This window comes from Alkalimarinus coralli, assembly GCF_023650515.1.
In the GTDB taxonomy this organism is placed as follows: domain Bacteria; phylum Pseudomonadota; class Gammaproteobacteria; order Pseudomonadales; family Oleiphilaceae; genus Alkalimarinus; species Alkalimarinus coralli.
Genome location: NZ_CP096016.1, coordinates 3,719,380 through 3,735,063 on the forward strand (window position 1 = coordinate 3,719,380; position 15,684 = coordinate 3,735,063).

General features: G+C 47.0%; 14 protein-coding genes. 6 read left to right on the forward strand and 8 right to left on the reverse strand.

Features of this window, described 5'->3' with window-relative positions:
* The first annotated feature begins 191 nt into the window (after nucleotides 1-191).
* Complete coding sequence (locus tag MY523_RS16625) at nucleotides 192-1,580, forward strand: OmpP1/FadL family transporter (protein ID WP_250655801.1); 1,389 nt, start codon at nucleotides 192-194, stop codon at nucleotides 1,578-1,580.
* A gap of 113 nt (nucleotides 1,581-1,693) precedes the next feature.
* On the opposite strand, the gene MY523_RS16630 is transcribed toward MY523_RS16625, so the two are convergent.
* Both MY523_RS16630 and MY523_RS16635 read right to left on the reverse strand, forming a co-directional pair.
* Entirely contained in the window at nucleotides 1,694-3,517 is a 1,824-nt protein-coding gene (locus MY523_RS16630) for an SLC13 family permease (protein WP_250655802.1), read from the reverse strand.
* A gap of 166 nt (nucleotides 3,518-3,683) precedes the next feature.
* Nucleotides 3,684-4,673: a GlxA family transcriptional regulator gene (locus MY523_RS16635; protein WP_250655803.1), complete on the reverse strand. Its 990-nt coding sequence runs from the start codon at nucleotides 4,671-4,673 to the stop codon at nucleotides 3,684-3,686.
* 230 nt (nucleotides 4,674-4,903) lie between these two features.
* Between MY523_RS16635 and MY523_RS16640 the strand changes: the two genes are divergently transcribed.
* Nucleotides 4,904-5,761, forward strand: coding sequence for a substrate-binding periplasmic protein (locus MY523_RS16640; protein ID WP_250655804.1), 858 nt, complete (start codon nucleotides 4,904-4,906; stop codon nucleotides 5,759-5,761).
* Between the two features lie 41 nt (nucleotides 5,762-5,802).
* On the opposite strand, the gene MY523_RS16645 is transcribed toward MY523_RS16640, so the two are convergent.
* The gene (locus tag MY523_RS16645; RefSeq protein ID WP_250655805.1) at nucleotides 5,803-7,167 is read right to left on the reverse strand and encodes an esterase/lipase family protein; all 1,365 of its coding nucleotides are present in this window, start codon (nucleotides 7,165-7,167) and stop codon (nucleotides 5,803-5,805) included.
* A gap of 164 nt (nucleotides 7,168-7,331) precedes the next feature.
* Nucleotides 7,332-7,775 carry a hypothetical protein gene (locus MY523_RS16650; RefSeq protein ID WP_250655806.1) on the reverse strand — a complete coding sequence of 148 codons (444 nt, stop codon included), beginning with the start codon at nucleotides 7,773-7,775 and terminating at the stop codon, nucleotides 7,332-7,334.
* Between the two features lie 181 nt (nucleotides 7,776-7,956).
* Between MY523_RS16650 and MY523_RS16655 the strand changes: the two genes are divergently transcribed.
* A complete protein-coding gene (locus tag MY523_RS16655; protein WP_250655807.1) occupies nucleotides 7,957-9,333 on the forward strand; it encodes an MFS transporter in 1,377 nt (458 codons plus the stop codon).
* A gap of 4 nt (nucleotides 9,334-9,337) precedes the next feature.
* On the opposite strand, the gene MY523_RS16660 is transcribed toward MY523_RS16655, so the two are convergent.
* From MY523_RS16660 to MY523_RS16675, 4 genes are all read right to left on the reverse strand, one after another.
* Nucleotides 9,338-9,688, reverse strand: a complete 351-nt coding sequence (locus tag MY523_RS16660) for a copper-binding protein (RefSeq protein ID WP_250655808.1) — start codon at nucleotides 9,686-9,688, stop codon at nucleotides 9,338-9,340.
* Nucleotides 9,689-9,777: 89 nt separating this feature from the next.
* Nucleotides 9,778-10,668, reverse strand: coding sequence for a substrate-binding periplasmic protein (locus MY523_RS16665; protein WP_250655809.1), 891 nt, complete (start codon nucleotides 10,666-10,668; stop codon nucleotides 9,778-9,780).
* Nucleotides 10,661-10,882 (reverse strand): DUF5683 domain-containing protein, encoded by a 222-nt coding sequence (locus tag MY523_RS16670; RefSeq protein ID WP_250655810.1) that lies wholly within the window; start codon nucleotides 10,880-10,882, stop codon nucleotides 10,661-10,663. The genes MY523_RS16665 and MY523_RS16670 overlap by 8 nt, the downstream gene beginning before the upstream one ends.
* A 269-nt stretch (nucleotides 10,883-11,151) precedes the next feature.
* Entirely contained in the window at nucleotides 11,152-12,096 is a 945-nt protein-coding gene (locus MY523_RS16675; protein WP_250655811.1) for a LysR family transcriptional regulator, read from the reverse strand.
* Between the two features lie 118 nt (nucleotides 12,097-12,214).
* Between MY523_RS16675 and MY523_RS16680 the strand changes: the two genes are divergently transcribed.
* The 3 genes from MY523_RS16680 to MY523_RS16690 all read left to right on the forward strand — a co-directional run bounded on the left by MY523_RS16680 (nucleotide 12,215) and on the right by MY523_RS16690 (nucleotide 15,336).
* Nucleotides 12,215-12,883, forward strand: a complete 669-nt coding sequence (locus MY523_RS16680; RefSeq protein ID WP_250655812.1) for a DJ-1/PfpI family protein — start codon at nucleotides 12,215-12,217, stop codon at nucleotides 12,881-12,883.
* 242 nt (nucleotides 12,884-13,125) lie between these two features.
* Nucleotides 13,126-13,818: an SIMPL domain-containing protein gene (locus MY523_RS16685; RefSeq protein WP_250655813.1), complete on the forward strand. Its 693-nt coding sequence runs from the start codon at nucleotides 13,126-13,128 to the stop codon at nucleotides 13,816-13,818.
* Nucleotides 13,819-13,887: 69 nt separating this feature from the next.
* Nucleotides 13,888-15,336, forward strand: coding sequence for a sigma-54 interaction domain-containing protein (locus MY523_RS16690; RefSeq protein ID WP_250655814.1), 1,449 nt, complete (start codon nucleotides 13,888-13,890; stop codon nucleotides 15,334-15,336).
* Nucleotides 15,337-15,684 lie beyond the last annotated feature (348 nt).

Sequence of the window (15,684 nt, forward strand, 5' to 3'; positions counted from 1 at the left end):
AAGCTAAAACCATCAGACAGAACCACATCACAAATCTATCGTGATGCATTTCACACAAAATTGCGTATAATGCGCCCGGCACGCCCAGGTAACCCTCTAAAAATAAATACAACATCCTAAAAGCAGCTCAGTTTATGAGCACTGCCCACCTGAGCATCTATCCTTTAAAAATGTAGTAAGGTAGTTGTAGTATGTTTCAAAGAGTAAGGTCTATTTCTAAAGTAGTGAGCGCACTCTCTCTCGCTGCGCTTCCATCGATTTCATTTTCAGCCGGTTATGCGCTCAACGAGCAAAGCGCTTCTGCAATGGGCACAGCCAATGCGGGTGCAGCTGCTAACCCGGAAAATGCCACCGTACTGTTTTTTAACCCTGCGGGCTTAACCTATCTTGATAAGGCACAGGTATCCGGCGGTGTAGCACTGATTAACGTAGATACCGACTTCAAAGGCAGTGCCACCAACACCCTTGGTCAGCCAGTTGACGGCTCAATGGGTGGGGACTTTGTTGATTTGGCCGTCGTACCAAACCTTTATGTTTCAACCCCGATTAACGACAAGTGGTCAGCCGGTATTGGTGTTTTCGCGCCATTTGGCACAACGGGTGACTACAATGATGACTTTGTTGGCCGATTCTTTGCCGACAAAACCGAGCTGAAAGCGATTGCGGTACAACCAACCATCGCTTACAAAGTTAACAGCGAGTGGTCTGTAGGTTTGGGCATCGATATTATTCACGCAGAAGGCACGTTAACCAAATTTCAGGACTACTCGGCACTGGCGTTACCTCCTACCGGTATACCCTCTAGCCTGATCAAAGAAGGACATTTTGACGTATCAGGAGACGATACTGCAGCAGGCTGGAACTTTGGCGTGATGTACCAGCCAACAGCTGACACGACGATTGGCTTTAACTACAAATCTAAAGTCGAAATTGAGCTGGAAGGTAATGCTTCTATCACCAATGTACCGGTTGCTACCGGCACAAACCCACCTATCAGCTATCAGACCTTCTCTGAAAAAGCGATGGTGCCGCTAACACTGCCAGAAAGCGCAACGTTAAGCCTGATGCAGAAGCTGGATAGCGAGTGGACACTTTACGCAGGTGCAACCTGGACACGCTGGTCTCAGTTTGAAAACCTTGATATTTTCAGCAATGAAAGCGCTGGAGTTGGTCCTGTTTCCGCACTGGCTGGACCTAAATACGGCCAACAGGGCATGATCGGTCACGTACCTGAGCATTGGGAAAATACCTGGGCATTTTCAGTGGGTGCATCTTATGCGTATACACCGAACTTCCTGATCAAAGCAGGGTACGCGTATGATGAGTCCCCCATTCAAAAAGAGTTCCGTACTGCGCGTGTACCCGGCACAGACCGTAACTGGTTCACCCTGGGCACTCAATACAAAATGGAAGGCGATTGGGTGATTGACGGCGCGCTGGGCTATCTTGTGATTGATGACGTTAAAGTTAATGAACACGACTACAAGGTAAACGGCGATAAAATAGGTTTCTCTAACCTGCAAGGGACTTACGAGCTAAGCGCCTATGCGTTGGCGATACAGCTCACTAAAAGCTTTTAATCGCATATAGAGGCCTTTCTACGACGCTAACAGCGACACAAAGACAAGCTAGTAATCTATTCAGCGCACCGATGGCATATCTCGGGTGCGCTGAATATCACCACTCCGCTTCCTTAAACAGGGTAAAGCAGCGGCACCATGATTAACACCACAGCCAGCGCAATCCCGATCAGAGGTATACCCACCTTAACAAAATCGACAAACCGGTACTCTCCCGGCGCCATCACCAGCATATTCACAGGCGAAGCAACCGGTGTTGCAAAGGCCGTTGACGCTGCAATGGCAACAGTCATCAACAGCCCCATTTCTGATAACCCCAAATTGTTCGCCATCACAATAGCCACGGGGGCCATTAAAACAGTGGTTGCGGTATTGGATATAAACTGACTAAACACACTGGTAATCACAAACAAGCCAACTAATACAATTAACAGTGACTGGCCTTGCAATAAACCCGTTAAATAATCTGTGATCAGAAACATTCCGCCCGTTTTTTCCAGTGCCAGCGACATGGGCAACATACCCGCAATGACCACCACACTCGGCCAGTTAATCGCGCTATAGGCCTGGGGCATGGTTAAACAACCACTCAGCACCATAGCAATTGCAGCAACCAACACCACCACGACCGCAGGCATCTGAGTAAATGTCAGTACCATCACCATACAGGTCATAATCAACAGCGCTGTTGACGAACGGTTGCGGTTGGGCGCAACACTTTCGAACTCCTCAGGCAGGTGCAGAACCAACAGGTCGCCACGGCTACTTTTGAGTTTAGCTATCGAGTCCCAGCCTCCTGCGGCTAGAATAATATCGCCAACTTCTAATCGTTCTTCAAAAATATCATCACTCAATATCTCGCCTTTGCGTTTTATCGCCGCGACACTCAACCCACTTCTACTGCGAACGCCCGCCTCTTTAATGGTTAGCCCTATTAAGCGAGAATCGGGTGCCAGCATCACTTCGGCCAGCCCCACCTCACGACTCAGAAACCCACTATCATCAGAACGCCACGCCAGCAGCTCTACGCCGCCCGGATCTGCCAGCAAGTTAACATCGACGGAACGCGCCATGACAAACAGCTCATCACCGGCAACGATGCGTGTATTGGCCAGCACCTCTTTAATCTCTCTTGCGGTACTGCCTTCACTGCGGTAAGCCAGCACGGTAACCCGGTACTGGCTCCTTAAGCGGGCTTCGGCAATGCTCATACCATTTAATGGGGAGTTTTCAGGTACCCGGATGCGATGAATCAACCCATGCAGATTGTATTCTCCGATAAGGTGCTGCAGTGTTAGTCGGCCTTCAACAGTCGATGAGGTACTACCCTGCTTAAGCTTTCCCATATTGACCAGCAGCAGATATACAATGCCTAATACCAGTGTAACAGCACCAAAAGGGGCGAACTCAAAAAAGCCAAAACCCTGCCCCGATGCGCCCTTAAGCGCTTGGGAAACAACCAGATTCGGCGGGGTGCCTATCAGGGTTAGCATCCCGCCCATCAACGCGCCAAATGCTAACGGCATCATAATAACCGAAGGTGCCAGCCCGAGCCGCCGGCACATACTCAATACAACAGGGATTAATATCGCTACCGCACCAGTCGAACTCATAAATGCAGAGAGGAACGCCACCACCAGAATCACCAACACCAGTGCCAACACTTTGTTGCCACTGGCCAGCTGCACTATTTTTTCACCGGCCTGCCCTGCCACCCCGGTTTTAAATAACGCATCACCAACAACAAAAAGGCAGGCGATAAGAATGACCAGCGGATTACCAAAGCCAGACAGCGCCTCTGCGGGCGAAAGAATGCCCGTTAAAACAAGCGCCAGAATAACGCCCAGCGCGGTAATATCTAAACGTATCCACTCACTGGCGAAAAGCACAATGGTGATGGCTAGAATGCCATAGAGCAATCCTATTTCAAGGGTCAAAGCAAGTTCCTTCTCTATTTCTGACCATATAAGGTCTTTAAACCAACCTAAATAAAGCCATGTAAACGTAGGGGACTGTCAGCGCACAAACGCACCTATAGAGTATAGCGGCTAAAGCGTATAGCGGGTGAAGAGTATAGCGGCTGATTCTCACCCTTCATCACTGTCAGGTTCCGAACCGCTTGCGGTATTCATTCATCGTCATACCTGTTTCGCGCTTGAATAAGCGACGAAACGAGCTTACATCTTCATAACCGGTTTCCCAAATAATCGCGCTGGGCGTTTTGTCATTGCTTTCTAAGGCGTGCTTCACAAATTCCAGCCGTAAGCGCTGTATATAATTACCAGGAGAATCACCGGTCGCATTTTTAAATCGACGACAGAATTGCCGTTCGCTCACATTCATTCGGGCGGCTAAGTCCGCAATGGAGACAGCATGACGAAAATGCACTTCGAGCCAGTCTTGTATATCTTTAATCGCACTGTCACCATGCTTTTTATCCGGTAAAAAAAGCCTGAATGGGGATTGCATGCCCTTCTCAGGCTCTACCATCATGAGCTTTGAGGTAGCCATAGCCAGCTCTCGGCTAACAAACCGTTCGATCAGATAAATAACGATGTGTTGAATCGCATAAGCGCCGCCCAAGCTGATAATATCACCGTGATCAAACAGCATTTCCCGCGCATTAAACCGCTCTTGCGGAAAGGTCGTCGACAGAACCTGCTCACTAATCCAGTGGCAAGTTAAGGATCGCCCCATCGCAACCCCCGAGCCTGCCAGAAAGATATTCCCCGTGCAGGCTCCACAGATAACGGCCCCCTGCTGATGCCAATGTTTAATAAGTTCAAACCAGCGTTGATAACGCGTTAACTGCTCTCCCATTCTGTCTGAACTAAAGATGGATTCTACCACCCCCGGTACAATAACAAGGTCTGGCCGCTTAACCGCTTCCGGGTTAACCAGTGGCCCAACAGTATAACCACTGGAGGCTCTGCACTGCTCTTCATACCCCACCAGCGTGACATCAAAAATATCAAAGCGCTCTTTAAGAATTTTTCCACTGCAATAGTTTGAGGCCAGCAGCATATCCACCACAGAGAAAATCGATGAGGCATGGCACCTCTCGGTTACGACAATTGCTATATTAATTCCCATAGTCCACCTTCTATCTCTGTGTTAGATCACTGTGCAGCCTGCTAACAGCTCATTAAGAACAATAAAACGATTCTTGAAATAATAAAATAGGCAATATTGGCATTTAAATGGCTTTTATTGCCATTTTTGATAATATCCAGATCAAAAACTAGACAGATTTTCAAAATCAAATTAGGTTTAAATAGTCTATTAGCCGGAAGGTCATATCGAAAACCGAGAATTTGTTATCAATGACTCTATATCGAACACTGCTCGGGCATCGTTGTACGCTGATGCTTACTTTTGCTTTAGCATCAACGCTTATCTCATACCAATCATATGCTGAGTCCGATAGAGCATTAAGAATTGCTTTTAATGACTTCCCGCCTTATGCGATACAAAAAGGGCATAACTTTGAGGCTTATAGCGGTCAAGGGTGCCACCATAAAGCACATACGGGCTTTGGTATAGACCCTGATTTTTTAATATCGGTGCTAGAGCATGCAGGGCTTTCCTATGAGCTGCTTTTTCTTCCCTATTCGAGAGTAAAGTTAATGCTTCACAAAGGCGCTATCGACGCATCCGCAGGATTTTTCTACGTAGAGGAAGATAACCAGCCAAAATACCGCTACATCTTTTATGATATTGGTGGGGAAACCATTTTTTACGCAAAGAGAAAGCAAGCAGAAAAACTCACAGAATTGGAACAGCTGTTTTCACTTAAGCTTGCCATCGTAAGAGGCGACACCTTTCATAATAAAGATCTGGATAGCTGGATATATGAGTCAAAAAGATTGAAACCTTTTTTATTTGCCAATAGCTATGAACAGCTATTTCGCCAATTGGAAGCTGATCGCGTAGATGTTATCGCCCTCAATAATGTTGTTGGTGGCTATATGATGAAAACGCTCAACATCCCAGGCATCAAAGCGAGCCCTTTGCGCTTAACATACGGGGAAAATCCCAAAGCTGACGGGATACACATCGCGATGAGAAAAGACACTACGGACAATATATTCGAACGCGTCGACACAAGCGCCAAAATACTCATTGAACAAGGTATCTTCAAGTGCATTCAAGCCAAATACGGTGTTCTGTCCAATCACTAAACCTACCACTGTTTGAGATTGAGCTGGATTCGTGACTGCGTTTATTGTCGCTTCAATAGATCAGCAGCCGCACGCAACAGCGTTCCACCTTGCTTAATGGAACTATAAACCACGTCCGAAATTCCCGTATGAGTGGTATCAACAATGCCTGAGACATTTTTCACCACAGGCACTTTTTCCAATATCACATGAGGTTCTCTGGCAATCGACAGGTGAACCTTCTCAACCGCTTCGACTGTTTTTTCGTATCCGACGGCCATCAGGTCGAGCGTACCCGCCAACATCTCTTGCTTGTCTCCCCAAGGGTTTCCGAGGCTCTGCTGCGCGTCCGCCAGCAACATGACCTTGGGTGTTATCTCATTATGCGTTTTTTCATTGCCGTACAAGGTTAACTCAAGCGAAGAATCGGCTTCTAAAATCCACTGTTTAATCTGCTGATAAACCCGCTCATTATGGGCCAGGGGAATATGCGGTATTCCTTCAAAGTGAGCAAATTTGCTACTTTCAGGGGCTGCCTCAGGGTTTGCGCTGGTTTGCGTAACCAGAATATCGCCAAATACTTTATTTACCAGGCTGCTCTCAGCTGCGGACAACGAACCACTGATAAAATGATGGGTAGCCGATTGATAGTAGCTACCACAGTTACCATGAGCACGATCAATACCACTACCATCCTGCTCACTGTTTTGCAGGTGTACCAAGCCGTGCTTAAGGTCTTGAATGCCCTCGCTACGCAGGTCAATCCAGTTGGCCCAATGATTAATGTAGTCTTTTGGTATGGCGCGCACCACTGAACTGGCCAAGTGGCCAAACCGTTCAAAATATGAACCTTCGTGAGGCGTCCCAAGATAAAAACAGTGAGTCAGTTTATTGATCCAGGGTGATTGCGTATCAATTGCAAATTTTTGAGCATATCGCATCAGCAGCCCACCCATACTGAACCCAACCAATACAATCTCATCAATAGGTTGAGGGTAAGCGGGGATCAATTGTTCCATTAACTGCGCAAACTGCCGCCCATTTTCTTCTATCGGCAGGCCGGTGTTATAGCGCAGAAAGAGTGGCGTATAACCAAAGTCTCGTTGCAGGTGAATGCCGTAGTTAGCTATGTTTGCGCCAGCAGTAACCTCGCCGTCCAGCTCTGGCGTATCGATATCCCAGATCGTTTCAAGGTTGGTAAGGCCGTGCAATAGCACCACCACTTTATTGGATAACTCCATGTCGGGGTTGGGTAGCGATAATGGGGCGCCTTGATCATAAAAACCCATATCGATTGCCAACGGGTTTTTCTGCTCGACCAGATAATCCCCAACCACACCATTGAGCACCGCTCTGCCCACATTAGCCCAGTGACGATAGTCACCACTTGTTTTTGATTTGTTCGTCCTGTTATCTGGGCCTTTCATTGGCGTTCTCCCTTATGATGATCCGGCTGTTATGTGACTGGTTTCAGCCACTCTAGTGTACAGTTGTACACTTAAATAACATAATACCCCTATAAGAAATATTTATCACCGTTTAAACCAACAAAATGCTCAATTTTTGAACCACCAGCAAAGAGTTTGACGATTTACCAGATAGAAAGCAGGGCTCCGATACCCAACACGGCACTTCCGCCCACTTCGGCGACAATAAGCAATAACATAAATAGCGGGATCAACCATGAAGGCAGTTTTATCTTTCCAACCTTATGGGGTTTCTCAAGCTGGTTGTCAGTGTCTTTTAAGATGCCATGAACGATATACGTTATAATCGCTGCGGCAAAAAACGTTAACGCGGCCAGTGCTGCGGTACTGTTCACCGCCGACGAGAACACACTCAACTCTGCAAATTTAGCCAATAAAATGGCTGCGAACGAATACAACAGTGATGAGCGGTGGGTGATATCAACATAGTAGCGAGCTTCATGGCTCACACCTTTGGCCATCAACCGGTATTTCCATATTCCTGATAATAAGCCGGTCATAAAAAAGATAAACGCAGCGGTGATACAGTATTTTTCAGCTAAAGACATAGGTTTGTTCTGCCAAGTTAGTTAAAGTGCGCGATAACGTTATTCTTGCTCAGCATAATACACGAGCATGGTGGTTTGGTATGATATCTGGATAAACCAGTCTGGGGAACCAAACCAGAACAGCTGTGCCCTACGAACTGTTTCCTAAGAACTGTGCCAGAAGAACTATGCCAAAAGAACTATGAACACTCATTCAAAAATTTCATCTCTCGTTTATGTTATTGCGCTCACCCAGTTTGCCATGCCTTTTATGTTTTCAGGTGTCGGAGTCACGCTGCCGTTGATGGGGCTCGAGTTGCACGCAAGCGCCGTTGCATTGGGTTTGGTTGAAACCGGTTATTTGGGCGCATCCGCCGCCTTTCTTTTGCCGATTGGTCGACTGGCTGATGCTACAGATAAAAAAATCCTCTTTAAGGCAGGTCTATTTGGTTACGGCGTGCTGACGCTTCTGGTAGGCTTTGCCGACTCCCCAACGATGGTTGTGACCCTTAGGGTTATTCAAGGCATTACCAGTGCAATGGTAATGGCAACAGGCATGGCACTAATTACCGAAGTGGTCGCCAAAGATCAGTTGGGCAAAGCGATGGGGCTATCAATTGGTGCCATATACGCCGGGCTGGCAGCTGGCCCCTTTATTGGAGGTGTCATCACCTCATCTCTTGGCTGGCGCTGGGTCTACTACCTTACCGCATTCGTTCTGTTGCTTGCATTTATATTAACCCATACGTTAATGAAAGGTCAGTGGAGGCGCCCCCGCATGGCGTTTGACTGGCTCGGCAGCATCATGGTCGCCAGCATTATTTTGTGCTTGATTTCAGGTAGCGCTATTCTGGATGAATCCCATTGGGGAGGCCTGTTGATTGCAGTTGGCCTGCTTTGTATACCGCTTTTTTTCTGGGTAGAGAAAAAGGTCAAACAGCCACTGCTAAGGTTTGATCGCCTGCGAGCCAATAAGGTGTTGTCCGGTGCATTAACCACGCAGCTGCTGATGTACTCCGGCTCATTTGGCATGACTTTTCTATACAGTTTATACCTTCAAGAGGTGAAAGCCCTTTCGGCCCAACAAGCAGGCCAAGTACTGGTGATTGGCCCCATCTTAATGGCAATGACGGCCCCTCTGTTTGGTCGTTTGGCGGATCGGGTACCGCCTACGAACATTACTCTCGCCGGCATGCTATCTGCCTCAATCAGCCTGCTTATGGCAACACAGGTCAGTGCCGATACCAGCATCATCTATATCTGCACCACAATGATTTTACAGGGGCTGGGGTTTGCAATGTTCTCATCACCTAATATGGCGCTTATTATGAGCAGTGTAGCCCCCGAGCACTACAGCATGGCATCGGCACTGGCATCTAAAACACGTTACTTGGGTATGGTGACCAGTATGGTCATCATCACATTATTGATGTCGACATTTATTGGCTCAGGAACGATCAGGGGTCACTTATCTAGCTATCTATCAGTCATGGAATTTTCATTTATGATCTTTTCAGCACTGTCACTTATGGGGGTCGTGTTGTTGCTTAAAGTGCTCTTTAAGCAACAGACTAACTGATCTCTCAATGAGCAGCAGCCTTAATATCCTTTATGCGGTAGTTCTGCTCTGCATCCACTTCTAATACAAATTGTACCTTGTCCCCTCGCTCATAGGGGCTGAGGTCGACACCTTCAACAACATCGAAGTTCATCACCATCGGTGCCCAATTCATTTCCGGTATGGGAGCATGTTTAATATTGATAACCCGCTCGGTGATGGACACCTGCGTTACAAACCCATAGGCTGAAACCTCACGAACAGATTCTCCCATTGCCGCACCTGAAGATGCATGGCTACTGTTTTGAGACGTTCCACTGCCAGCACAGCCTGCTAACATGAGAATTGAAATGGCGAAAACGATCATGAATTTCATTTTATGTTCCTTGTCCTCTGCTAAGAGGCCTAGTGGTAAGGGGCCTAGTGGTAAGAGGCCTAGTGGTAAGGGGCCTAGTGGTAAGAGGCCTAGTTATAAGGAGCTTGGTGATAAGGAATATAGTGATAACCCTTTAATACCGCTTGCCATTCCGGGTCACTCAATGCATTGGCAATAATGGGCTCTAACACCTGGAAGGTTTCATCATAACGCCTGGGAAACAGAACGCGCCTGTCGAATTGGTCATGTGGGGTTCCCAGTACTGCAAAGTCCTCTTGAGTATATCGAGTCTTTATAAAATATTTAAACGTCAGATCACTGGTAATGGTGGCATCAACACGGTTTAACAAAAGCATATCCAGATTTTGTACATCGGAGCTGGTTTCATATACCCAAATTTTATTCAGTTCAATCAGCTCACTGACACCCCAAAAATAAAGCCCTCTAGGAAGCGCCAAGCGTTTACCTGTTAAGTCGGTAGGATGCTGATAGTTAAACGTTTTGTTCTTGCGTGTTATGACCACATCCCGGTCATGCATGAATACAGAACTCCACAGGTATTTAAGCTTTTCACTATCGTTAAACCACAGCGGGTTTACCCCTAATACCCCACCTTTCAGCCTGTTTTGTTGCAGCGACTCTTCCAGCCGCTTGCGAGGCTGAAATACCAGTTGAACCTGAACCTTATTTTGCTTCCTGTTTAAATAATTGACGAACTCTTTGTAAATCCCGATAGCATCAGGCGAATCTGCAACGCCACTCAGGTAGTATGGCGGCTTATCATGGTAGGTAAACAAGGTGAAGCTTTTAGCGTTGACCACCGAGGAAAACGCAACGATAAGCAGGCCAGCAAATAACAACCAGGCGACACGCCATAGCACAGCTATAGGGCGCATCAAGGCAGCCTTCGCGTGAACAGGGCTAGCGCCAGTATTCCCATTACCTGGCAGGTAGCCCGGGTTATTCAGGGAGTTAGCCATCAATGGCATCTTCTGCCAGCTTTTCTTCTGCTTTCTGGTAAGCAGTGTAAGCCGCAATTAAGTGACAAATCCAACCCAGTAATCCGCCTGTCCCTATCCAGAAACCGGGAGTGATGATCAACCAGAATAAACCTCGTAGAAAATAACCATTATAAATTTGCCCCACGCCAGGGACAATTAAACTTAACACCGCCGCAAGGCCTGCACTCGACATTAAAAACCCCTCAATATTTTCATAAATACGCTGATCAATATGAGACCTTTGCACGACGTTACGAGCGAAGTAAAGACAAGGCAAAAAATGAAGAAAAAGCGCAGTTTATGGTCTATAAATGAGCATTTTGAGTCATTTTTTAACGCTGTATTTGTAAGCGCAGTAGTCGTGCAAAGGTCTCAATATATAAGCATAGAGACCTGCATTATGTATAGCAACACTAGCACAGTATATGGAGGTAGTGGCCCGTGATTAAAAGGCCCACTTGTTTAAACTGTTGGTAACGACAGATTAGATGCCCAGGTTTGCTCACGGGTTTCGCCTTGTTTAGCCAACTGTTCAACCAGAAAATCGATAAACACCCGCACCCTCAAGGGCAAATAATTCCTTTTCGGATACAACGCATAAACCGAATAACCATCTATCTGAAAGGGTGCATACAGCGGCACAATCGAGGTTGAGTTGAGCCAGTTGCGCGCAATGAAATGAGGCGCTTGCGTTAAGCCCATACCATCTGCACACAACTCAGCCAACGCCTCACCATCATCAACAACAAAGCTTTTGTCCGGCTCATAGTCAACAATAGCCCCATCTTTCAGGAATTTAATGGGCATCAGTTTCCCGGTTTGGCCAAAACGAAACCTGATCCAGCGGTGGTCAGCAAACTGCTCTGGCCCCGAAGGGGAACCGTGCTGGGCAAGGTACTCAGGCGACGCGCAGATAATAAAATCCATAGGGCTTAACCGCCTCGATACTAGCCGACTATCCTGCACGGTGCCACTACGGATACAGACATCAATACCTTGCTCGATAATATCAACATAATGATCGCTGTATGAGATATCCAGCGTTATATCAGGGTAACGCTGGTGAAACGCCTTTAACCAGGGACGAATATACAAGCGCCCGTAAGAAACCGGCACACTAACTTTCAATAACCCCTTGGGAAGGTCATTGGACTGCAGCAGTTCTGTTTCACAAGTACTCAGCTCATTCACCAGATTTCTAACCGTCAGCGCATAAGACTCTCCACTTTGTGTCAACTTTAAGTGGCGGGTATTTCTGTATAACAACTGCACGCCCAAGTCGGCCTCCAAACGGCTAATCGCTTTACTGATTGTCGAAGGCGATGTCCCCAGCGTCTTTGCAACAGCAGCAAAACTGCCTTGTTCGGCCGCAGCAATAAAAAGCTGCAAAACTCTTAATTTATCCATTTCGCTCACAAAAAACAGTGAATTTTATTCATCTATAAAGTGACATAAGTGTAGTTTATTCACCACTTTTGTTCACTTAGTATTCTAGACCGCTAACGTTTACCTCAAGGAGATAGCTATGTTTTCCCCCTACAAATGCTTAATCGTTTTAGTTCTGATGCTGGGCTCAGTGTCTGCAAATGCGGCCAAACACACTATTGGGATTCTGGTCTATGACGGTGTATTAACATCAGATATTACTGCCCCTATCGAAGTGTTTGGCGCTGCAACTAAAAAAGCCTGGTTCTCGAATTATGAAGTCATCTTAATATCGACCAAAAAGCAGGCCACCATTACAACAGAAGAGGGGCTGACGATCACCGTCGACAACTCGATAGCAGATAATCTGGAACTTGATGTGCTCCTGCTGCCAAGTAGTTATAACATGGGGCCACTACTCTCTAATCCGGCGCTTATTTCGTTTATTCAGCAACAGGCAAAGCACACGGAATGGCTGGCCAGCAATTGTAGCGGCGCTTTTTTACTGGCAGAGGCGGGGTTGCTCGACGGGCTCAAGGCAACAACCTGGGCAGGAGGCGAAGAAGAGCTAAAAGATGACTACCCGGCTGTGAATGTGCAATTTGACCAGAATGTTGTGGTTGATAAAAACGTCATTACATCCAATGGCAGTGTCGTAAGTTATCAGGCAGCACTTATTCTTCTCGAAAAGCTGAGCAGCAAGCAGTTTTCTCAAGAAATATCTGAAGCGATACAGTGGCAACGATTAGAGTCAGCATTCAACCGTTAACACGACTTATGCTGGCGGCTATGCCCCCTGATGATAGCCGCCCCTCGCAACACAACTTGACTACCAGCCCTATCGACCTGACGGCCCCCCTTCTCCACTGATCTGGCAAAGTCCCTGATCAGCAATAGTACTTACTACAGCTAAACTTGCTACAACGGAACGTAAAGAGCTGCTAGGATTTACAACATCGCTTGAACTCAGACTTAAACCCTTAGCCAAGATAGATAACTCAAGGAACTGCAATGAAATCTACACTCGTCATCACAATGGCATTACTGCTGTCATTTTCACTGCCAACCTACAGCGAAGAGCTGAACTATAACCTGTTCCACCTATCCGCTAGCGCCGAAGATGAAATAGATAATGACATCATGAGAGTCACCCTGTTATCGACTCACCAGGCATTGACCTCAGCAGAAGCCAATAAGGTGGTTAACAAGCAAATGACATCAGCTTTAGGAATACTCAGAAAGACCACCGGCATCAAGTATGAAACCGGCAATTATCAAACCCAGCCAATCTATCAAAATCAACAAATTGCAGGTTGGAAAGCGACGCAGGAAATTGAACTAAAGAGTTCAGATGTTAACCAACTGTCAGCACTGGCTGGCAAGCTACAAAAAGAACTGAAGATCATCTCAATGGGGTTCGAAGTCAGCCCTCCGGTTCGACAAAAAGAGGAGCAACAGCTTACGGTTACCGCGCTAAGCCAGTTTAAGGAACGCGCATTACTGGTACAGAAAACAATGGGAGCGAGCGGCTATCAGATTGTTAATATCAACATAAATACCGGCTCCCAACGCCCGCCATTTCGCAACAAAATGATGCGAGCAGAGATGGCGATGGCCGCAGACTCGCTTGGCCCAGCGGTCGAAGGCGGCAACAGCACTATAAACGTTGACGTATCAGGTCAAATTCAACTGATATTTAACTAATTGCTAACCGAATCAAGACCATTGAAATATAATCGACCCACAATTAATTAGAGACTTTTGCACGCCATCATGCCAGACACCCTGACCAATCATGAGGTTACCAACCTAAAACAGCGCTATGAACTAATTTTGCAATCCATTGGTGAGGGCGTCTATGGGCTTGATAGTAATGGCAATACCACATTCGTAAACCCTGCCGCAGAAGCGATGACAGGCTGGCCCGCAGAAGACTTGCTGGGCAAGGTGGTGCATAACTTTCACCATCATACGAAAGTAGATGGTTCACCGTACCCCAGTTGCGACTGCCCTATCTATAAGACCATTCAGGATGGCATCGGCCGACATGTTGATGACGAGATATTCTGGCGCAAAGATGGCAGCAGCTTCCCGGTAGAGTACGTCAGCACCGCAATTATTCGGGATAACAAAATCATTGGTGCCGTCATCGTATTCAAAGACATATCTGAGCGGAAGCAGGCAGACGAAAAGCTCAAAGCGGCCCTCAGTCAGGTTGAGCAGCTGAAAGAGAAGCTACAGGCTGAAAACCGCTATTTGATGGATGAAATTAAAGAAGAGTACAACTTTTCCAAAATCATTGGCGATAGCCCGGCCCTGCGGCAGATTTTAACTCAGATTGAGCATGTTGCCCCGACCAACGCATCAGTGCTGATTCAAGGAGATAGCGGAACAGGGAAAGAACTTATTGCCCGTGCGATTCACAGTGCCAGTCAAAGGAAAGACCGCCCACTGGTCAAAATAAACTGCGGCGCTATAACGCCCAGCCTGGTAGAAAGCGAACTGTTTGGTCATGAAAAAGGCGCCTTTACCGGTGCCCTGCAAAAACGCCTCGGTCGCTTCGAGCTGGCTCACGGCGGAACACTGTTTCTTGACGAAGTAGGCGAGTTACCGCTCGATGTTCAGGTAAAATTATTGCGAGTACTGCAGGAAGGAGAGTTTGAACGTGTGGGGAGCAATAGTACGCAAAAAGTGGATGTTCGAATCATCGCTGCAACCAACCGCAATATGCAGGAGATGGTTGATCAAGGCTCCTTCCGCAACGACCTGTACTATCGACTGAGCGTGTTCCCGATTCAGGTGCCAAGCCTGCAACAACGTATCGAAGACTTGCCTCTGCTGGTTGACCATATTCTCCGACGCTTAAATAAAACGTTAGGTAAGAAGTATGAAGCGATCTCCAATGCGTCACTGGAACGTCTGGGCCACTACCATTGGCCGGGTAATATTCGAGAGTTACAGAACACATTAGAACGCGCGGCTATTGTCGGGCACCCTCCATTTTTGGAGGTTATGGCCCCGCAAAGCCAGGTACAACAGCAAGCTTCTCCAATCCCCCCGTTGTCGACACTGGCAGAGGCCGAGCGACAGCACATTATTAACACCCTTGACTCAGTCGACTGGGTTATTGCAGGTAAGCGCGGTGCAGCAGAAATCCTCGACCTTCCCCCTAGTACATTACGCTCAAGAATGAAAAAACTCTCCATTGAGCGCTCGAAGTAGTTAACAATAACGCAATGCTCAACTTTTTCTGAAGTATTCAAAACAATCCATGCGTAGCCTTGCATGAAAGGAGGTACGACTGGAATCAAGGTCATTCACTGAGTTTTAATTATCTCAGTGGTATTTCAAGCACCGAGAAGAAAACCTTGATTCCGTTCGTTCCTCACTGCATACAAGGCTACAGTTAAGTGGCAAAGTCGAGCATTACGTTAACAGTAAGTAGACAGCAATAATGAACACGGAATATCGCCATGCGCGATATATCGCGCCCATATTTGGTGACAACCCCTCTCTTCCCCTGAAAATCGCGCTCCTTTAGCCTGTAAAACGCCCGTTTTTTTTACCACT

What these genes read in the sequence shown, in the direction of transcription:
- MY523_RS16650 (WP_250655806.1), bottom strand. Translation starts at nt 7,775, where the DNA reads ATGTCTTTAGCTGAAAAATACTGTATCACCGCTGCGTTTATCTTTTTT.
- MY523_RS16655 (WP_250655807.1), top strand. Translation starts at nt 7,957, where the DNA reads ATGAACACTCATTCAAAAATTTCATCTCTCGTTTATGTTATTGCGCTC.
- MY523_RS16670 (WP_250655810.1), bottom strand. Translation starts at nt 10,882, where the DNA reads ATGTCGAGTGCAGGCCTTGCGGCGGTGTTAAGTTTAATTGTCCCTGGC.
- MY523_RS16625 (WP_250655801.1), top strand. Translation starts at nt 192, where the DNA reads ATGTTTCAAAGAGTAAGGTCTATTTCTAAAGTAGTGAGCGCACTCTCT.
- MY523_RS16645 (WP_250655805.1), bottom strand. Translation starts at nt 7,167, where the DNA reads ATGAAAGGCCCAGATAACAGGACGAACAAATCAAAAACAAGTGGTGAC.
- MY523_RS16660 (WP_250655808.1), bottom strand. Translation starts at nt 9,688, where the DNA reads ATGAAATTCATGATCGTTTTCGCCATTTCAATTCTCATGTTAGCAGGC.
- MY523_RS16640 (WP_250655804.1), top strand. Translation starts at nt 4,904, where the DNA reads ATGACTCTATATCGAACACTGCTCGGGCATCGTTGTACGCTGATGCTT.
- MY523_RS16685 (WP_250655813.1), top strand. Translation starts at nt 13,126, where the DNA reads ATGAAATCTACACTCGTCATCACAATGGCATTACTGCTGTCATTTTCA.
- MY523_RS16690 (WP_250655814.1), top strand. Translation starts at nt 13,888, where the DNA reads ATGCCAGACACCCTGACCAATCATGAGGTTACCAACCTAAAACAGCGC.
- MY523_RS16635 (WP_250655803.1), bottom strand. Translation starts at nt 4,673, where the DNA reads ATGGGAATTAATATAGCAATTGTCGTAACCGAGAGGTGCCATGCCTCA.
- MY523_RS16665 (WP_250655809.1), bottom strand. Translation starts at nt 10,668, where the DNA reads ATGGCTAACTCCCTGAATAACCCGGGCTACCTGCCAGGTAATGGGAAT.
- MY523_RS16680 (WP_250655812.1), top strand. Translation starts at nt 12,215, where the DNA reads ATGTTTTCCCCCTACAAATGCTTAATCGTTTTAGTTCTGATGCTGGGC.
- MY523_RS16675 (WP_250655811.1), bottom strand. Translation starts at nt 12,096, where the DNA reads ATGGATAAATTAAGAGTTTTGCAGCTTTTTATTGCTGCGGCCGAACAA.